Origin of the sequence: Meridianimarinicoccus marinus (genome assembly GCF_040689105.1) — a bacterium.
GTDB classification, from domain to species: domain Bacteria; phylum Pseudomonadota; class Alphaproteobacteria; order Rhodobacterales; family Rhodobacteraceae; genus Meridianimarinicoccus; species Meridianimarinicoccus marinus.
Window position 1 is genome coordinate 35713 of the sequence record NZ_JBFBVU010000012.1, and the last position, 17742, is coordinate 53454.

Annotated in this window: 16 protein-coding genes; 9 read left to right on the plus strand and 7 right to left on the minus strand. The window is 67.3% G+C overall.

Annotated features, from left to right (window positions below):
- Nucleotides 1-127 precede the first annotated feature (127 nt).
- Genes AB0T83_RS11105 through AB0T83_RS11120 form a run of 4 tightly spaced genes read left to right on the plus strand, consistent with a single transcriptional unit; the run spans nt 128 to nt 5021 of the window.
- Nucleotides 128-1438, plus strand: coding sequence for a flagellar hook protein FlgE (locus AB0T83_RS11105; RefSeq protein WP_366193110.1), 1311 nt, complete (start codon nt 128-130; stop codon nt 1436-1438).
- A gap of 20 nt (nt 1439-1458) precedes the next feature.
- The gene (flgK, locus tag AB0T83_RS11110) at nt 1459-2910 is read left to right on the plus strand and encodes a flagellar hook-associated protein FlgK (protein ID WP_366193111.1); all 1452 of its coding nucleotides are present in this window, start codon (nt 1459-1461) and stop codon (nt 2908-2910) included.
- 3 nt (nt 2911-2913) lie between these two features.
- On the plus strand, nt 2914-3924 hold the full coding sequence (locus tag AB0T83_RS11115) for a flagellin family protein (protein ID WP_366193112.1): 1011 nt from the start codon (nt 2914-2916) through the stop codon (nt 3922-3924).
- Nucleotides 3921-5021 carry a flagellar basal body P-ring protein FlgI gene (locus AB0T83_RS11120; RefSeq protein ID WP_366193113.1) on the plus strand — a complete coding sequence of 367 codons (1101 nt, stop codon included), beginning with the start codon at nt 3921-3923 and terminating at the stop codon, nt 5019-5021. Before AB0T83_RS11115 ends, AB0T83_RS11120 begins: the two co-directional genes overlap by 4 nt.
- 55 nt (nt 5022-5076) lie before the next feature.
- Here AB0T83_RS11120 and AB0T83_RS11125 read toward each other — a convergent pair whose 3' ends face one another.
- From AB0T83_RS11125 to AB0T83_RS11135, 3 genes are read right to left on the minus strand one after another with little or no spacing between them, the layout of a single operon-like run.
- Complete coding sequence (locus AB0T83_RS11125; RefSeq protein ID WP_366193114.1) at nt 5077-6348, minus strand: bifunctional folylpolyglutamate synthase/dihydrofolate synthase; 1272 nt, start codon at nt 6346-6348, stop codon at nt 5077-5079.
- Nucleotides 6345-7283 carry an acetyl-CoA carboxylase, carboxyltransferase subunit beta gene (gene accD / locus AB0T83_RS11130; protein WP_366193182.1) on the minus strand — a complete coding sequence of 313 codons (939 nt, stop codon included), beginning with the start codon at nt 7281-7283 and terminating at the stop codon, nt 6345-6347. Before accD ends, AB0T83_RS11125 begins: the two co-directional genes overlap by 4 nt.
- Before the next feature lie 56 nt (nt 7284-7339).
- The gene (locus AB0T83_RS11135; RefSeq protein ID WP_366193115.1) at nt 7340-8236 is read right to left on the minus strand and encodes a CPBP family intramembrane glutamic endopeptidase; all 897 of its coding nucleotides are present in this window, start codon (nt 8234-8236) and stop codon (nt 7340-7342) included.
- A 110-nt stretch (nt 8237-8346) separates the two neighbouring features.
- Between AB0T83_RS11135 and ilvD the strand changes: the two genes are divergently transcribed.
- From ilvD to AB0T83_RS11150, 3 genes are all read left to right on the plus strand, one after another.
- Nucleotides 8347-10080: a dihydroxy-acid dehydratase gene (gene ilvD / locus AB0T83_RS11140; protein WP_366193116.1), complete on the plus strand. Its 1734-nt coding sequence runs from the start codon at nt 8347-8349 to the stop codon at nt 10078-10080.
- On the plus strand, nt 10067-10738 hold the full coding sequence (locus tag AB0T83_RS11145) for a hypothetical protein (protein WP_366193117.1): 672 nt from the start codon (nt 10067-10069) through the stop codon (nt 10736-10738). The genes ilvD and AB0T83_RS11145 overlap by 14 nt, the downstream gene beginning before the upstream one ends.
- Before the next feature lie 81 nt (nt 10739-10819).
- On the plus strand, nt 10820-12838 hold the full coding sequence (locus AB0T83_RS11150) for an oxidoreductase (RefSeq protein ID WP_366193118.1): 2019 nt from the start codon (nt 10820-10822) through the stop codon (nt 12836-12838).
- A 188-nt stretch (nt 12839-13026) separates the two neighbouring features.
- Here the strand turns inward: AB0T83_RS11150 and AB0T83_RS11155 are convergent, their stop codons facing one another.
- The 4 genes from AB0T83_RS11155 to AB0T83_RS11170 are packed head-to-tail and all read right to left on the minus strand — an operon-like array spanning nt 13027 to nt 16028.
- Complete coding sequence (locus AB0T83_RS11155) at nt 13027-13989, minus strand: OmpA family protein (RefSeq protein ID WP_366193119.1); 963 nt, start codon at nt 13987-13989, stop codon at nt 13027-13029.
- A complete protein-coding gene (locus AB0T83_RS11160; RefSeq protein WP_366193120.1) occupies nt 13986-14555 on the minus strand; it encodes a peroxidase-related enzyme in 570 nt (189 codons plus the stop codon). The genes AB0T83_RS11155 and AB0T83_RS11160 overlap by 4 nt, the downstream gene beginning before the upstream one ends.
- Before the next feature lie 4 nt (nt 14556-14559).
- Nucleotides 14560-15288 carry a GNAT family N-acetyltransferase gene (locus tag AB0T83_RS11165; RefSeq protein WP_366193121.1) on the minus strand — a complete coding sequence of 243 codons (729 nt, stop codon included), beginning with the start codon at nt 15286-15288 and terminating at the stop codon, nt 14560-14562.
- Nucleotides 15285-16028, minus strand: coding sequence for a competence/damage-inducible protein A (locus AB0T83_RS11170; RefSeq protein ID WP_366193122.1), 744 nt, complete (start codon nt 16026-16028; stop codon nt 15285-15287). The genes AB0T83_RS11165 and AB0T83_RS11170 overlap by 4 nt, the downstream gene beginning before the upstream one ends.
- A 46-nt stretch (nt 16029-16074) precedes the next feature.
- Here AB0T83_RS11170 and sfsA point away from each other — a divergent pair, with 46 nt between their 5' ends.
- Together sfsA and map are read left to right on the plus strand one after the other, a co-directional pair.
- Nucleotides 16075-16797, plus strand: a complete 723-nt coding sequence (sfsA, locus tag AB0T83_RS11175) for a DNA/RNA nuclease SfsA (RefSeq protein WP_366193123.1) — start codon at nt 16075-16077, stop codon at nt 16795-16797.
- Nucleotides 16798-16868: 71 nt separating this feature from the next.
- On the plus strand, nt 16869-17681 hold the full coding sequence (gene map, locus AB0T83_RS11180) for a type I methionyl aminopeptidase (RefSeq protein WP_366193124.1): 813 nt from the start codon (nt 16869-16871) through the stop codon (nt 17679-17681).
- The last annotated feature ends 61 nt before the right edge of the window (nt 17682-17742 follow it).

Sequence of the window (17742 nt, forward strand, 5' to 3'; positions counted from 1 at the left end):
CGCGGCAGTGGCCGTGAACCGGGGAAACCTTGGTAAATACATCAAAGTTGATCTGTTAAGCCTGAATTAGCCCTGCGGCCCTAAGGCTGGTTCCCGAGACCAGTTTCTGACGCAGAAAGGCACAGGCGTGACGATTTCCTCTTCTTTGAATGCCGGGGTCATGGGCCTGTCGGCCAATGCCAGCAAGCTGGCCGTGATCTCGGACAATATCGCCAATGCCGGGACCTATGGCTACAAGCGGTCGGTGGCGGATTTCCATTCGATGGTGATCGGCAGTTCCGACAACGCCTATTCGGCGGGCGGGGTTCGGATGACGCATCAGCGGCTGGTGGACGAACGCGGGGCGCTTATCGGCACCAGCAATTCCACCGATATCGCGGTGCGCGGGCGCGGCTTCTTCCCGGTCACCGACGCGGCGGCGGTCAATGTCGGCAACGGCGATCTGCCGATGATGCTGCAGACCACCGGATCCTTCCGCACCGACGAGGAAGGCTATCTGAAAAGCCAGACCGGGCAGGTTCTGATGGGCTGGCCGGCGCTGGCCGATGGCACCATTCCCAACTATCCGCGCGACACCGTCGACGGGCTGGAGCCGGTGCAGATCAACATCAACCAGTTCGCCGGAGAGCCGACAACGCGGATGACGCTGGGCGTGAACCTGCCTGCGACCTCGACCAAGCCCGGAGCGGCGGGCGATACCGAGATCCTGTCGGTGGAGTATTTCGACAACCTCGGCACCTCGGAAAACCTGAACGTGACCTTCACGCCGGTGGTGCCGGCGGCGGGTTCGACCGTGGCCACCAACACCTGGACGCTGGAATTGCGCGACACCGGGTCGAACGGGGCGGTGATCGGCGAATACCAGATGACCTTCCACGACACCCGGACCGGCGGTGGCACCCTGGCTTCGGTCACGGCGATCTCGGGCGGCGGCTACAACCCGGCCACCGGCGAGGTCTCGGTGAATGTGGCCAGCGGGCCGCTGGACATCAACATCGGCCAGTTGAACAACCCCGACGGCATCACCCAGCTGTCCGACAGTTTCGCGCCGGTAGCGATCACCAAGGATGGCTCTCCCGTGGGCAACATCATCGAGATCGACATCGACCAGAACGGCATGGTCAACGCGCTGTATGACATCGGGATCTCGCGCACCGTCTATCAGATCCCGCTGGTAGACATGCCCAATCCCAACGGGCTGATCGCGCTCGACAACCAGTCCTACGCCATCTCGAATGAAAGCGGGTCGTATTTCCTGTGGGACGCGGGCGACGGGCCGACCGGGGACATCGTGAACTACGCGCGCGAGGAATCGACCACCGACGTGGCTTCGGAGCTGACCGAGCTGATCCAGACCCAGCGCGCCTACACGTCGAACGCCAAGGTCATCCAGACCGTGGACGAGATGCTGCAGGAAACCACCAATATCAAGCGCTGAGGCGCGGGAAGGACTGAGCGATGAGCATTTCCGGTGCCCTGGCCAATGCCCTGTCCGGGCTGAACGCCGCCAGCCGATCGGCCAGCGTGGTCTCCGACAACCTGGCCAACGCACTGACCGAAGGTTTCGGGCGGCGCGAGGTCGAACTGGGCACGCGTGCCTCGGGGGCGGGCGGCGGCGTGCAGATCGTCTCGGTCGACCGGGTGCGCACCCTGACCCTGCTGACCGACCAGCGCGCGGCCTCGGCCGATCTGGCCGGGGCGGACACCCGCAGCGCCTTTCTAGCGCGGGTTCAGGATCTGCAGGGAGAGCCAGGTTCGGGAACCGCGCTGACCGATCTTGTCAGTGGCGTCGAAACCGCGCTGGTCGCGGCGTTGGCGCGCCCTGATCAACTGGCCCGGCAGACCCAGGTCGTGGATGCGCTGTCGCAACTGGTGACCCGGATTGCCCAGACGTCGGACAGCATCCAGGTCGAGCGCGCCCGCGCCGACGCCGGGATCGGGCAGGCAGTGGCGCAACTGGAAACCGATCTGACCCAGATCGCGCAGTTGAACACCGACATCCGCAAGGCCACCATGCGTGGCGATGCGGCCAATGCTCTGAAGGACACGCGGCAACGTCTGGTCGACCGGGTGTCGGAGCTGGTGCCGGTGCGCGAAGTGGATCGCGGCCTTGGCATGATCGCGCTGATGAGCGAAGGCGGATTGTTGCTCGATGGTACGGCGCCGACCTTCGACTTCCAGACCACCCCGGTGATCACTGCGCATCACACCGCTGGCGCAGGGTTGCTCTCGGGCATCCAGGTCAACGGCCAGCCTGTCGACCTGACCCGTGACAAGCATCTGCTGTCGGGCGGGCGGCTGGCGGCCATGGTCTCGGTGCGCGATGACCTGTCGGTGACGGCACAGGCGCAACTGGATGGATTTGCACGTGACCTGCTGGACCGGGTCTCGGCCAGTGGGGTCGATCCCACGGTCGCAGCAGGGGCGCCGGGCTTGCTGACAGACGGAGGCGGCGCATTCCTGGCGGCCAATGAGACCGGTCTGTCGCAGCGGCTGGCGCTGAATGCCGCCGTCAATCCGGCGCAGGGCGGGCAGGTCTGGCGCCTGCGCGACGGGCTGGGCGCCGCCGCACCGGGCGCGGTCGGGGATGGCGCCGGACTGGCGCGCCTGCGCGACGCCATGGCCAATGCCCATCCCCCCGCATCATCGGCGCTGTCGGGCGCCAGCCGCACCGCTGCCGGACAGGCCGCCGATCTTTACACCGCACTGGGCACGGAACGGTTGTCGCAGGATACCGCCCTGGCCCATGCCACCGCCCGGCATGCGGGGCTGAGCGAGGCGTTGCAGGCCGAAGGCGTCGACAGCGATCGCGAAATGCAGAAGCTGCTGCTGATCGAACAGGCCTATGCCGCCAACGCCCGGGTGATTTCCGCGGCCCAGGGCATGCTCGACACCCTCTTGGAGATCTGAGCGATGATGACAACGAACCTCGGCGACCTCTCGCGCGCCTTCCTGCTGCGGCGCCAGACCTCCACGGTGAAGGCGGATCTGAACCAGCTCTCCGCCGAGCTTGGGTCGGGCCGGCTGTCCGATCTGCAATCCCGTCTGGACGGCAATTTCGGGGCCCTGGCCGGGGTCGAACACGGTCTGAAGCTGAACGCGGGCTATGCCGCGAGCAACCGCGACGCCGGGCAATTCGCGGCAGCACAGCAACTGGCGCTGACCGGGGTTCTGGACATCACCACGCGGGCCGGCGCCGACTACCTGAATGTGGCATCGACCGGAGAGACCACGCAGCGCAACACCATCTACGCCCAGGCCGCCGACCAGCTTGACCAGCTTCTGGCACGGCTGAACACCAGTTTCGGCGATCGCAGCCTGTTTGCCGGTGTGGCCACCGATGCGCCCGCCATTGCGGATGCCGCGACCCTGCTGGCCGGCCTGTCCACCGCGCTGAGCGGGCAGACCACCGCCGCCGGGGTGCAGGCCGCGGCGGACGCGTGGTTCGACACCCCCGGCGGCGGTTTCGAGACCACAGTTTACCAGGGCGCGACCACCGACCTTGCCCCCTTCGATATCGGCGAGAACGCGCAGGTGGCGCTGACCACTCGTGCCGATGCCCAGCCGCTGCGCGAAGTGCTGAAGCAGGTGGCGGTGACGGCGCTGATGGGCCAGGGGCTTCTGGCGGGCAATGTGGCCGAGCAGAAACGCCTGCTGGCCGACGCCGGCGCCGGGTTGATGAACAGCGCCGATGAAGTTACCGCCCTGAAGGCCGGGATCGGCTATGACGAGGAACGGATCGACACCGCGCGGCTGCGCTCGGACAGCCAGGCGGCGGCACTGCGCATGGCGCAGAACGCGCTGGTTCAGGCCGATCCTTTCGAGACCGCCCTGCGGCTCAGCGAGGTCGAGGCCCAGCTGGAGACGATCTATACCCTCACCGCCCGCCTGTCCGGCCTGTCGCTCGTGTCGGTGTTGCGATGATCCGGGCCCTTCTGACCCTGATCTGGCTTGCGCTGGCCAGCGTCGTTCAGGCGGGTGAAATCCGCCTGAAAGATCTTGTGGAATTCGACGGGGTGCGCGGCAACGACCTGGTGGGCTATGGCCTCGTGGTCGGGCTGAACGGCACTGGAGACGGCTTGCGAAACTCGCCTTTCACTGAAGAAATCATGGCCAACATCCTTGAACGGCTGGGCGTCAATGTGGCCGGAGAGCAGTTTCGGCCCAAGAACGTGGCCTCGGTCTTCGTGACCGCCACTTTGCCGCCATTTTCGCGGGTCGGTTCGCAGATCGACATCACCGTCTCGGCCATCGGGGACGCGAAAAGCCTGCTGGGCGGTACTCTGGTGATGACGCCCCTGAACGCGGCGGATGGCCAGATCTACGCGGTGGCGCAGGGCACCGTGATCGCCGGGGGCGCCTCGATCGAGGGCGAGGCCGCAACGGTGATCCAGGGCGTGCCGACCTCGGGCGTGATTCCGTCGGGCGCGCGGGTTGAGCGGGAGGTGGAATTCGATTTCTCGACGCTGTCGTCCCTGCGGCTGGCGCTGCGCACACCGGATTTCACCACCGCGCTGCTGATCGAGCAGGTCATCAACCGCCGTTTCGACCGGGGCGTGGCCGAGGCGATGGACGCGGGCACCGTGCGGTTGAACCTGGATGCCACGCGGGCCGGATCCCCGGCGCGGGCCATGGCACAGATCGAAAACCTGCGGGTGGTGCCCCAGCGCCGCGCCCGAGTGGTCGTTGACCAGCGGTCGGGCACGATTGTCATGGGCGATGAGGTGCGCATCAGCCGGGTGGCCGTGTCGCAGGGCAACCTGACCCTGAAAGTGCAGGAAACGCCGCTGGTGTCGCAGCCCAATCCCTTCGCCGATGGCGAAACCATTGTCGTGCCGCGCACCGATGTTGCGATCGAGGAAGAGCCCGGCACCGGGCTGGCCGAAGTGCCCGATGGAACCACCCTGTCCGAAGTCATCGCCGGTCTGAACGCGCTCGGGGTCTCGCCGCGCGACATGATCGACATCCTGAAAAGCATCAAGGCGGCCGGGGCGCTGCACGCGGAATTCGTGGTGCGCTAGGCGGCGCGAGGTGGTCCCGGCCTGCGTTGCGCGGCCGATCCCGGTCAGGCGGCGCTCAGGCCGCCGCCAGAACCGTCCCGGCCAGATAGAGCGAGCCGCAAATCAGCACGCGGGCGTGCGGCGCGGTGGCGGCGATCCGGGTGCAGGCTTCGGCGACATCGCGGGCGGGCGCGGCGGTCAATCCGGCCTGCCGGGCGGCGCGGGTGGTTTCCTCTGCGGTCAGTGTGGCCTCGGCGCCGGGGATCGACACCGCCTGAACCCCTGTCACTTTTGTCGCGAGCGGACGCAGATAGCCGCTGGCATCCTTGGTGCGCAGCATGCCGCAGATCAGGTGGGTTTCCCGGTCTGGCAGGCTGTCCAGATGCCGCGCCAATGCCACGCCCGCCGCCGCGTTGTGGCCGCCATCGAGCCATAGCTCGGCCTGCGGCAACAGTGCGTTCCAGGATGTGCCGGTCAACCGCTGCATCCGGGCAGGCCAGTCGGGACCGGTCATGGCGGCCTCCAGCGCGTCTTCGCCAAACCCCAGATGCCGCAACCCGGCCAGCGCGGCGCCGGCATTGGTGATCTGGTGTCCCCCCGGCAGGGCCGGAAGGGGCAGGTCGCACAGCCCGGTTTCGTCCTGGAAGATCAGGCGGCCCCGTTCCTCCCAGACATGCCAGTGCTGGCCATGCACCAGCAGCGGCGCGCCGAGGCGGGCGGCCTGGGCCTCGATCACCTCCAGCGCTTCGTCGTCTTGGGGGCCAACCACGCAGGGCACGCCACGTTTCAGGATCCCGGCTTTTTCAAAGGCGATCTTGGCCAACGTGTCGCCCAGATATTGTTCGTGGTCCACCGACACCGGGGTGATCACGCAGAGCGCAGGTTTTTCGACCACGTTGGTGGCGTCCAGCCGCCCGCCCAGCCCTACTTCCAGCAGGGTCCAGTCGGCGGGCGTGCGGGAAAAGGCCAGCAGGGCGGCCACAGTGGTGATCTCGAAATAGGTGATCGGGTCGGGGCCGTTGTGCTCCAGACATTCGTCCAGCACCACCGCCAGCGCGGGTTCCGAGATCAGCTCTCCGGCCAGCCGCACCCGCTCGTGAAACCGCACCAGATGCGGCGAGGTATAGGCATGGCAGCTTTGCCCGGCCCCCTCCAGCCCGGCGCGCAGCATCGCCAGGGTGGAACCCTTGCCGTTGGTCCCGGCAATATGGATCACCGGCGGCAACCGCTTTTCGGGATGGTCCAGCCGCGCCAGCAGCCGCCAGACCCGGTCCAGCGTCAGGTCGATGATCTTGGGGTGCAGCGACATCATCCGGTCCAGGAGGATGTCGGAGCCGGGCGTCGTCACGGCTTGGATCCGGCCTTTGCGGGCGCGGCTTTCGCGGCTTTCTTGTCCGTCGATCCCGGCGGCGGCAGTTCGCCCTTGATGGCAGGCGACTTGCGCAGCAGCATCCGCAGGATGGTGATCAGTTCCTCGCGCATGTCCTTGCGCGGGATAACCCGGTCCAGCATCCCGTGTTCCAGCAGGTATTCGGCGCGCTGGAAGCCCTCGGGCAGTTTCTCGCGGATGGTCTGTTCGATCACGCGCGGCCCGGCAAAGCAGATCAGCGCGTCGGGCTCGGCGATCTGGATGTCGCCCAGCATGGCATAGCTGGCGGTCACGCCGCCGGTTGTCGGGTTGGTGAGCACCACGATATAGGGCAGCCCGGCCTCGCGCAGCATCTGCACCGCCACGGTCGACCGCGGCATCTGCATCAGCGACAGGATGCCTTCCTGCATCCGTGCGCCCCCGGCGGCGGCAAAGACGATGAAGGGCAGGCGCCGTTCCACCGCCCGTTCGGCCCCGGCGATCAGCGCGTTGCCCACATGCATACCCATGGAGCCGCCCATGAAGTCGAAATTCTGCACCGCGACCACGGCGCCTGTGCGCCCCATCTCGCCCTCGGCCACCAGCATCGCCTCGCTTTCGCCGGTTTTCTTCTGGGCCGTCTTCATGCGCTCGGGGTATTTCTTCTGGTCGCGGAAGTGCAGCGGATCGGGCGTCGGCGCGGGCACCGGAACCTCGATATAGGCACCGCCGTCGAACAGCGAGAACAGCCGGTCGCGCGGGCCAAGCGCCATGTGATGCCCGCAATTGGTGCAGACGTTCAGGCTTTCGACCAGTTCACGGTGAAACAGCATGGTGCCGCAGCCGGGACATTTGGTCCACAGGTTCTCGGGCACCTCGCGCCGCGAGAAGAGCGAATTGATTGTCGGGCGGACGTAATTCGAGATCCAGTTCATGGCCGGGCCTTTTTCCATGTTTGGGCCGAGATAAGACCCTGCACGGGGAATTGCAATCAACGCGGCAACATCCGGCGCAGGATCAGCCAGCTTGCAACCAGAGGAATCAGGTCGGTGAGGGTGCCCATCGGCGACCCGCCAAGGTCCTGAACCGTATAGGGTGTCACCCGCAGGCCCAGCCCGGTGATGGTGCCCGGCGTGGCCAGCACCGCGATGGCAGCGGTGTTGTTGACGAAATGCAGCCCCCAGGCCGCGCCGATGCTGCCGGTGCGCGCGGTCAGATCGGCGGCCAGAAGGCCGAAGATCGCCGCCGCGATGGCCGCGGCAAGCGCGCCATCGCCCATCCGTGCCGGATCGTGATGCAGCGCCCCGAAGACCAGCGCCGGAAGTCCGGCCCAGATCAGCGGTCGGGTAAAGCGCACCGCCAGCTGGCCTTGCAGATAGCCGCGAAACACCAGTTCTTCGGCGAAGGTCTGCAGTGCGATGGCGGCCAGCGTCAGCGGCAGCAGCCGTACCCACAGGCCCGGCGGCAGGTTCGGCTGGCTGTCCTGTACCAGATGCCACAGCCCCAGCGCCGGGACATAGACCGCCAGCCCGACCAACCCCGCGATACCGGCATGGCGCATCAGCACCCCGCCCGGCCCGGTCAGCGAGCACAGCGGCCGGCGGTGCATCAGCCGTGCCGCCAATGCCGCGCCAAGGGCCATCGGCGCAAAGCTGGCCAGCAGGATCAGCGCCGTCGCCGGGGTCGAGGCCACCGCGAGTTTCGCCAGCAGCATCTCTGCCCGGTCCCAGCCCGCACCCAGCCCGTAGGCGGCCCAAAGCGCGGCGTTCAGCCCCAGATAGACCACCGCCAACAGCACCAGCCCCGGCGCCAGTCGCCACAGGGCGGGCCGGGTGCGGGCGGGGGCGATCATCGCGGAAAAGCGCGGGGGCAGGGGGCGGGCAGGCATGGGCAGTCCTTTTCGGGTCGGTATAGCCCGCCGTGTCAGCGGGGGAAGCCCTTGCACGCGCATGCGGGCCGCCCTATTCCGGTTTCCAGCCAGAATTCCCGGAGGATCCGATGCTCAAGCGCACGTTCGACAAGTCCAAACTTCCCAGCCGTCATGTGACCGAGGGCCCGGCGCGCGCGCCGCACCGGTCGTACTACTATGCGATGGGCATGAGCGAGGAGGAAATCCACCAGCCGTTGATCGGCGTCGCCACCTGCTGGAACGAGGCCGCGCCCTGCAACATCAGCCTGAACCGTCAGGCGCAGGCCGTGAAGATGGGCGTCAAGGCCGCCGATGGCACCCCGCGCGAGTTCACCACCATCACCGTGACCGACGGCATCGCCATGGGCCACGAAGGCATGCGGTCCTCGCTGGCCTCGCGCGAGGCGATTGCCGACACAGTGGAACTGACCATGCGCGGCCATTGCTACGACGCGATCGTCGGCCTTGCGGGCTGTGACAAGTCGCTGCCGGGCATGATGATGGCCATGGTGCGGCTGAACGTGCCGTCGGTCTTCATCTACGGCGGATCGATCATGCCGGGCAGGTTCAACGGCAAGGATGTGACCGTGCAGGACGTGTTCGAGGCCGTCGGTCGCCATCAGGCCGGGGCCAATTCGGACGAGGAATTGACCGCGCTGGAAAAGGTCGCCTGCCCGTCGGCCGGTGCCTGCGGCGGCCAGTTCACCGCCAACACCATGGCCTGCGTGTCCGAGGCCATCGGCCTTGCCCTGATGAACAGCTCGGGTGCTCCGGCGCCCTATGAAAGCCGCGATCAGTATTCCACCGCCTCGGGCGAAGCAGTCATGAACCTGCTGGCAAAGAATATCCGCGCCCGTGACGTGGTGACCCGCAAATCGCTGGAAAACGCCGCGCGCGTCGTGGCCTGCACCGGCGGCTCGACCAACGCCGGTCTGCACCTGCCCGCGATTGCCCATGAGGCCGGGATCGACTTCAACCTTGACGATGTTTGCGACATTTTCCGCGACACCCCCTATTTCGTCGACCTCAAGCCCGGCGGACAGTTCGTGGCCAAGGATCTGTACGAGGCCGGCGGCGTGCCGGTGGTCCTGAAGGAACTGCGCCGCGCCGGTCTGATCCACGAGGACTGCATGACCGCCTCGGGCCGTGTCATCGGCGAGGAGTTGGACCTGATCGAGGGCGAGGCGGATGGCCGTGTCATCTATCCGGTGGACAAGCCGATCACCCAGACCGGCGGTGTGGTCGGGTTGAAGGGCAACCTGGCCCCTGACGGCGCCATCGTGAAGGTCGCGGGCATGAGCGACGAAGAGCAGGTCTTCACCGGCCCGGCGCGCGTGTTCGAATGCGAGGAAGATGCCTTCGAGGCCGTGAAAGCGCGCCAGTACAAGGAAGGCGAGGTCCTGGTGATCCGCAACGAAGGCCCCGCCGGCGGCCCCGGCATGCGCGAGATGCTGGCCACCACCGCTGCCCTGTCCGGTCAAGGCATGGGCAAGAAGGTGGCGCTGATCACCGATGGCCGGTTCTCGGGCGCCACCCGTGGTTTCTGCGTCGGCCATGTCGGCCCGGAAGCGGCCCATTGCGGCCCCATCGCGCTGCTGCAGGATGGCGACGAGATTACCATCGACGCGATCAAGGGCGAGATCTCGGTCGCGTTGAGCGATGAAGACCTGGCCGCCCGCAAGGAGGCCTGGACAGGCCCGCGCGACACCATCTATGCCGCCGGGGCGCTGTGGAAATACGCGCAGCTGGTGGGCGCGACCCGTCTGGGCGCGGTTACCCATCCCGGCGCGAAGGAAGAAAAGCACATCTATGCCGATCTCTGATCGCATGGGTGCCAAGGGGGCGGCTGTCGTGGCCGCCCTCGGCGTTCTGGCCCTGTCGGGCTGCGACGCCAACGGCGAATTCGCTGGACGCTCGGCCTTCGGCCACGGTCCGGTGACCGCCCTGCGCGTGGCGCAGAACTCGGTCACGGTGGTGGGTCCGGCGGGCTATTGCATCGACAAGTCCGGAAGCCGTGACCGCGACAGCGGGTCTTTCGTGCTGCTGGGCAGTTGCGCCACGCTGAACGGCGAACCGGAAGGCCCCACGGCGCCGGGCGTGCTGACCGCGCTGGTGTCGCCGGAAACCGATCAGCCGCAAGCACCCACCGCCGCCCAGCTGGAACGCTTCCTGCGGTCGACCTCGGGCCGGGCGGCACTGTCCCATGACAACCGGGCCGATACGGTGACACTGCTGGACATCCGTCGCAACGGCGATGTGCTGTTGCTGAAGGTGCGCGACCGCAGCACCGGGCGGCCGGACGACCTGCAGGACACCTCGTGGCGGGCGGTTCTGGCAATGAAAGGTCGGCTGGTGGCCCTGTCGGTGCACTCGCACGAGGCCGTGCCGATGACCGATGCCCAGATGCGCCAGACGCTGGACCGGTTCCTGGCCGCCATGCGCGCCGCCAACGCCGCCCCGGTTCCTGATCAGGAGGCCTGAGCGTCCGTGACGCCGCGTTGAACGTGACAAACCCCACGCGGGCAGGGAAACCTGTGCCCAGCAACGGGGGGAGCCGCGCCAATGACAACCTATCCGCATCTTCTGGCACCGCTGGATCTGGGCCATGTGACCCTGCTCAACCGGGTTCTGATGGGATCCATGCACACCGGTCTGGAAGAAACCGACGACTGGGGCCGGGTGGCGGAATTCTATGCCGAACGGGCCCGGGGCGGTGTCGGCCTGATGGTCACCGGCGGCATGGCCCCCAACCCCGAAGGCGCGGTTCTGAAGGGCGCGGCGGGGCTGTACCGGCCCGAGGACATCCCCCATCACCGCATCGTCACCGACCGGGTGCATGACGCCGGCGGGCGCATCGTGATGCAGATCCTGCACGCGGGCCGCTATGCCTATTCCCCCGACTGCGTCGCGCCCTCTGCGATCAAATCCCCGATCTCGCCCTTCCCGCCCGCCGAACTGGACGAGGCCGGCATCGAGAAACAGATTGCCGACATCGCCGCCACCGCCGGCCGCGCTCGCGAGGCGGGGTACGACGGGGTCGAGATCATGGGCTCGGAAGGCTATTTCCTGAACCAGTTCCTCGTGCGCAACACCAACCGCCGCAGTGATCGCTGGGGCGGGTCGTATGAAAACCGGATGCGCCTGCCGCTGGAGGTCATGCGCCGTACCCGCGCCACCGTGGGGGCCGATTTCATCATCATCTACCGGCTGTCGATGATCGACCTGGTGCCCGATGGCTCCACCTGGGACGAGGTCGTCACGCTGGCCCGCGCAATGGAAAAGGCCGGGGCATCGATCCTGAACACCGGCATCGGCTGGCACGAGGCTCGTATTCCCACCATTGCCACCAGCGTCCCGCGCCGCGCCTTCACCTGGGTGACGAAGAAACTGATGGGCGAGGTCTCGATTCCCATCATCACCTCGAATCGGATCAACACCCCCGAGGTGGCCGAAGCGGTGCTGGCCGAGGGCTGCGCAGACATGGTGTCGATGGCCCGGCCCTTCCTTGCTGATGCCGATTTCGTGGCCAAGTCCGCCCGGGGCGATGCCGCCCGCATCGCCCCCTGTATCGCCTGCAACCAGGCCTGCCTGGATCACACGTTTTCGGGCAAGATCAGCAGTTGCCTCGTCAACCCGCGGGCCTGCCACGAGACCGAGCTGACGCTGACCCCCGCCGCCACCCCGCGCCGCATCGCCGTGGTGGGGGCGGGCCCGGCGGGGCTGGCCACCACCATCGCCGCCGCCGGTCGCGGCCATGATGTGACCCTGTTCGACAAGGCAGCCCGCATCGGCGGCCAGTTGAACCTGGCCCGCCAGGTGCCGGGGAAAGAGGAATTTCACGGCCTTGTGGACTGGTTCGCCACGGAACTGGATACCAGCACCGCCACGCTGCACCTGAACCACGAGGTCGCCGCCGAAGACCTGACCGGTTTCGATGCGGTGGTGCTGGCCACCGGTGTCCTGCCGCGCGACCCGCAGATCCCGGGCCAGCAGGCGCCGCAGGTGATCGGTTACGCCGACCTGCTGGAGGGCCGCGTCCCCGCCGGGCCGCGCGTGGCGGTGATCGGCGCGGGCGGCATCGGTTTCGACGTGGCCGAATATCTGGTCCACCAGGACCACAGCCCGACCGAGGATCTCGATCTGTGGCTGCGCGAATGGGGCGTCACCGATCCCGGCCTCGCACCGGCGGGCCTTGCGCCCGAAGGCCCACAGCCCGAACCGTCCGCGCGTCAGGTGACCCTGCTGCAACGCAAGGCGGAAAAACCCGGCAAACGGCTGGGCAAGACCACCGGCTGGATCCACCGTGCGACGCTGAAGATGAAGGGCGTGACCATGCTGGGCGGCGTCACCTACGACCGGATCGACGACGCCGGGTTGCACATCACCCGCAACGATGTGTCGGAAACGCTGGCCGTGGACACCATCGTGCTCTGTGCCGGACAACTGCCCAATCGCGCCCTCGCCGATGCGCTCACCGCCGCCGGGACCGAGGTGCATGTCATCGGCGGCGCCGACAAGGCGGCGGAACTGGATGCCAAACGCGCCATCGACCAGGGCACCCGTCTGGCCGCGCGGCTGTAGAACGGCTTGCGGCGCTGCCGCTTCGCACCGGAGACGCTACGCCGGAGCCTTTCCGAGCCGGCTGGGGCTCCGCCCGTTCGCGCCTTAATTGATCTTCTCGGATCAAATGCCGAACGGCGCTTCTTTTTCTTGGCACAAATACTTCGGGGGTGAATGGCCCGGCAGGGCCAGAGGGGGCAGCGCCCCCGCTACTCCGCCGGGGGCCGCAGCACCACCTCGACCCGGCGGTTGGCGGCCCGCCCCTCGGGCGTGGCGTTGGAGACACGCGGCGCAAGATACCCCGCGCCATGGGTTTCGATCTGGCGCGCCCCGACACCCAACTCGCCGGTCAGGATCGCGGCCACCGCCTGTGCCCGCTGCCGTGACAGCCGCTGGTTGGCCTCGGCCGATCCGGTCCAGTCGCTGTGCCCCACCAGCGCCACGCGCCGCGCCGGATCGGCCCCAAGCCAGTCGGCCAGATCGCGCAGAACCTGCGGAACCTCGGCCCCCATCTGGTCCTTGCCGGCCTCGAACCCCATACCGTCCAGCGGCGCGTGGCCCCGGGTTTCCAGCCGCACGCCAATGTCGGTCTCCGCGTCCTCCGGAGCCGCAACCGGTGTGCTGTCCGACACGGGCACCAATGGATCCTCCCCCTGCGCTTCTGGCGCGCCGCCCACCAGGGTCAGTTGCAGATAGGCGCCGCCGGGCGCGGGGCTGGCGATCAGGCTGGCCAGGGCCGGACCGGTCTCATCTTCCCGCCGCAGCGCCAGATAGGCATAGCGTCCAAGGCTCACGAACATCTCTGGGCTGGGCAGCAGGGGCAGGGCATCGCGGAAATCGAAGCCGCCGCAGGTGCGGCTTTCGCACTCATAGATCACTTCGAAACCACCCTCGGCCAGCCGCGCCTGCATGTCGGCCAGCAACCGCGCGGCATCGGCTCCGGAGGGATCGCTGCCGCGCCAACTGATGCGCTGGCGCGGGGCCACCAGGACCGCTTCCTCGGGCAGCTGAAACGGTGCGGCGGGACCGATGGCGATGCCGTGAGGGGCGGAGGGATCGCTGCGGGCGGCCAGTTGTGTGGCCCCGGAAGGCCCTACCATTTCGACGGCAGCGGCCCCCGTGGCAACCAGAAGCAGGACCCCTGCCAGGCCCGACAGCCAGCCGGGGTTCATCTGGCGGCGCCGTGGTAATCCGGGTTGGGCACCATCGCCACGGCCGAGGCCATGCGGTTGGACATGGCAAAGAACCCCGCGACCGCGGCAATGTCCCAGATATCCCGATCGGTGAACCCGTGGTCGCGCAGGGCCTGGCGGTCGGGCTCTTCGATGGTGCTGCTGGTCTCGGTCACCTTCACGGTGAAATCCAGCATCGCGCGGGTGCGCGGATCCAGATCGGCGGCGCGGTAGTTCATCACCATGGCCTCGCCCAGGGCCGGATCGCCGGACAACTCGCGCACGGCGGCCGCATGGGCCACCTGGCAGTACCAGCAGCGGTTCACGGAGGAGACCACCACCGCGATCATCTCGCGCTCCAGCTTGCTCAGCCCGCTGTCGCCCAACATCAGATCGTTATACAGCGTGGTAAAGGCGGTCAGCTTGTCGATGTCGAAGGCATAGGCCCGCAGCACGTTCGGCACCAGTCCCAGCTTGTCCTCGCACAGCTTGAAATAAGTCTCGGTTTCCGCGGGCAGGGGCGAGACCGGGGGCAGGTCAAGGGCGGTGGGGCCGGTCGGGGACATCGGTTTATTCCTGAGTTCCAATGCGATAGGTGTAGCCGGGCCGCTCTGCCATGCCAAGCCCGCGATAAAAGGTGCGCGCCCCGGTATTGGCCTTTGTCACCGCCAGCGCCATATGGCGGGCACCCCGTGTGGCCGCCCAGCGGGCCGCCTGTCCCATCATCCGCGTCGCCACCCCACGGCCGCGAAATGCGGGCCGGGTTTCCAGCGCATGCACCATCGCCACGCTTTTGTGGCAGGCCACGAAACCCGCGCCTGCAACCCGGTCGCGATCCCGGCCCATCAAGCTGCGGTGCGGTTCGGTGCAACGGGCCATCACGGCCAGACGGTCGGGACCGATGCCGGCCTCGGCCCAAAGCTCCTGCTGCACGGCCAGCGGCGGCCAGATGTCGAAGGCGGTCAGGCGCGGCACGTCGATGTCGCACAGCGGGGCCAGATCGCAGGTCATGAACAGGGTCTCGTCGACCACCGCGTAGCCGTGCGCCGCAAGGGCGGTGTCCAGCGCCGCCTGACCGGGGGCCAGTTGGAACAGCGGCGGTTGGCCGGCATCGCGCATCGCGGCCTCGGCCCGGTCCAGATCGGCAGGCTGAAAAGCTTCGCCCAACAGCCGTGCCGCGGTGACCCGTTTGCCGCCGCCGGGCGAGAGCTTCAGCAGGAACGGACCGTCACGGCGTTGCGCGGCGGCGGGCCATGTCGCTTCCAGTACCTCGACCAGATCGTCGGTGGACAGGTTCATGCGCCCGCCGGGGGGAACAGCGCGTGCAGGCGGGTCATGGCAGCATCCAGCCGGGCGGCATCGGTGCTGCGCGCCACGATGTTGGACCCATAGGCGCCGTTGCGGATGAACGGGTAGGAGCCGAAACTGACATCGTCGAATTCCGCGGCCAGTTCGGCCAGCGGCCCGGCGATATCGCCTTCGCCGCGATGTACGGTCAGCGATTGGCTGAGCATCTGCGCGCCGCTGGTGATCGTCGGCAGGACCGAGGCCACCATGGCCTGGAACACCGACGGCACCCCGGCCATCACATGCACGTTTTCCAGCGTGAAGCCCGGCGCGGTGCTGACCGGGTTGTCGATCAGGGTAGCGCCGTCGGGGATGCGCGCCATGCGCATCCGCGCGGCGTTGAAGTCCGATCCCTGCCGGTCGTAATGGGCTTGCAACAGGGCGCGGGCATCGTCGCGCACATCCAGATGCGCGCCGAAAGCGGCGGCCACCGCATCGGCGGTGATGTCGTCATGGGTCGGGCCGATCCCGCCCGAAGTGAACAGATGGTCGTAGCGCGCGGACAGCTCGCGCACCGCCGCGACGATGACGTCGTGATCGTCGCTGACCACGCGAACCTCGGCCAGCGGCACCCCGTGGCGGGTCAATTCGTTGGCCAGAAAGTGCATGTTGCTGTCACGAGTGCGGCCGGACAGGATCTCGTCCCCGATGACCAGCATCGCGGCCTGCGGTTGTGCCTTGGGGTCAGCCATGTGGGGTCTCCTTGCCGGACTGTTTCTGCGGGTATAGGTCAGGCCCATGCGCTTTCAAACCCCACTGGTGCCCGGCCGCCTGATCCGCCGCTACAAACGCTTTCTGGCCGATGTCGAACTGGACAGCGGCGACGTGATCACCGCCCATTGCGCCAACCCCGGCGCCATGCTGGGGCTGAAGGACGAAGGCCTGCGGGTCTGGCTGGAGCCTAACGACGACCCCAGGCGCAAGCTGAACTACGGCTGGCGTCTGGCGGAACTGCCGGGCGGCCATTGGGCGGGGATCGACACCGCCGTGCCCAATCGCGTGGTGAAAGAGGCGCTGCTGGCCCGCGCCTTGCCCGCGCTGGCCGCCTATGGCACCGTGCGGCCCGAGGTCAAATACGGCCAGAAAAGCCGTGTCGATTTCCTGCTGAGCGAACCGGGGCTGCCGGATGCCTATGTCGAGGTCAAGAACGTGCACCTGCGCCGCGACGGCGACTGGGCCGAGTTTCCCGACAGCGTCACCACGCGGGGCGCGCGGCATTTGCAGGAATTGTCCGACATGGTGGCGCAGGGGCATCGCGCGGTGATGCTTTATGTGGTGCAGCGCACCGATTGCGCGCGGTTCCGTCTGGCGGGGGACATCGATCCGGCCTATGCGGCGGCGTTTGATCGCGCGCTGACCGCCGGGGTTGAGATGATGTGTCACGGATGTACCATTTCGCAGGATGGGGTTATTCTGGCAGAAATGCTGCCCATTCCTGCCGTAACGGCAGATGTGACCTGACCACCACTGGCATCCGCAGCGCGGCTGTATTACATGAATGCCAGATTTTTTATCGCCCGGGAGAGACATTTTTGGACGATCGCAGCCAGGGCCGTCTGACGAAAGACGGCATCAGGATCTATGAACCGGCGGACTTTGCCGGAATGCACAAGGCGGGCCGCCTGGCCGCCGAAATCCTCGACATGGTCGGGCCCATGGTCGTGCCAGGCGCCACCACGGCGGCGCTGGACGCGGCCATCGAGAAGGCAGTGGAAGATGCGGGCGCAAAGTCGGCCACCATTGGCTATCGCGGCTACCAGCACGCCTCGTGCATCTCGGTGAACCACGTGGTCTGTCACGGCATTCCCGGCCCCAAGGTGCTGAAGGACGGCGATATCCTGAACATCGACGTGACCGTCATCGTCGATGGCTGGTTCGGCGACACCAGCCGCATGTATGTGGCCGGCAAGCTGCCCCGCAAGTCCGAGCGGCTGATCCAGGTGACCCATGACGCGCTGTTCAAGGGCATCGAGGCGGTCAAGCCCGGCAATACCTTCGGTGATATCGGCCATGCCATCCAGGCCTATGTGGAGGCGCATCGCATGTCGGTGGTGCGCGACTTCTGCGGTCACGGGCTGGGCCGGGTTTTCCATGCGCCGCCCAACGTGCTGCACTATGGCCGTGCGGGCACCGGGCCGAAGCTGGAAGAGGGCATGTTCTTCACCATCGAGCCGATGGTGAACCTGGGCCGTCCCGAAACCAAGGTTCTGGCTGACGACTGGACGGCGGTGACCCGCGACAAGTCCCTGTCGGCGCAGTTTGAGCATTCCATCGGCGTCACGGCAGAAGGCTGCGAGATCTTCACCCTGTCGCCCGCCGACCTGTTCTTTCCGCATCAGGGCTGAGCCCCGCCGCGATCCCGACCCATCGGTGCCAACGTGGCGCGGTCTGATCCGCGCGCGCGGC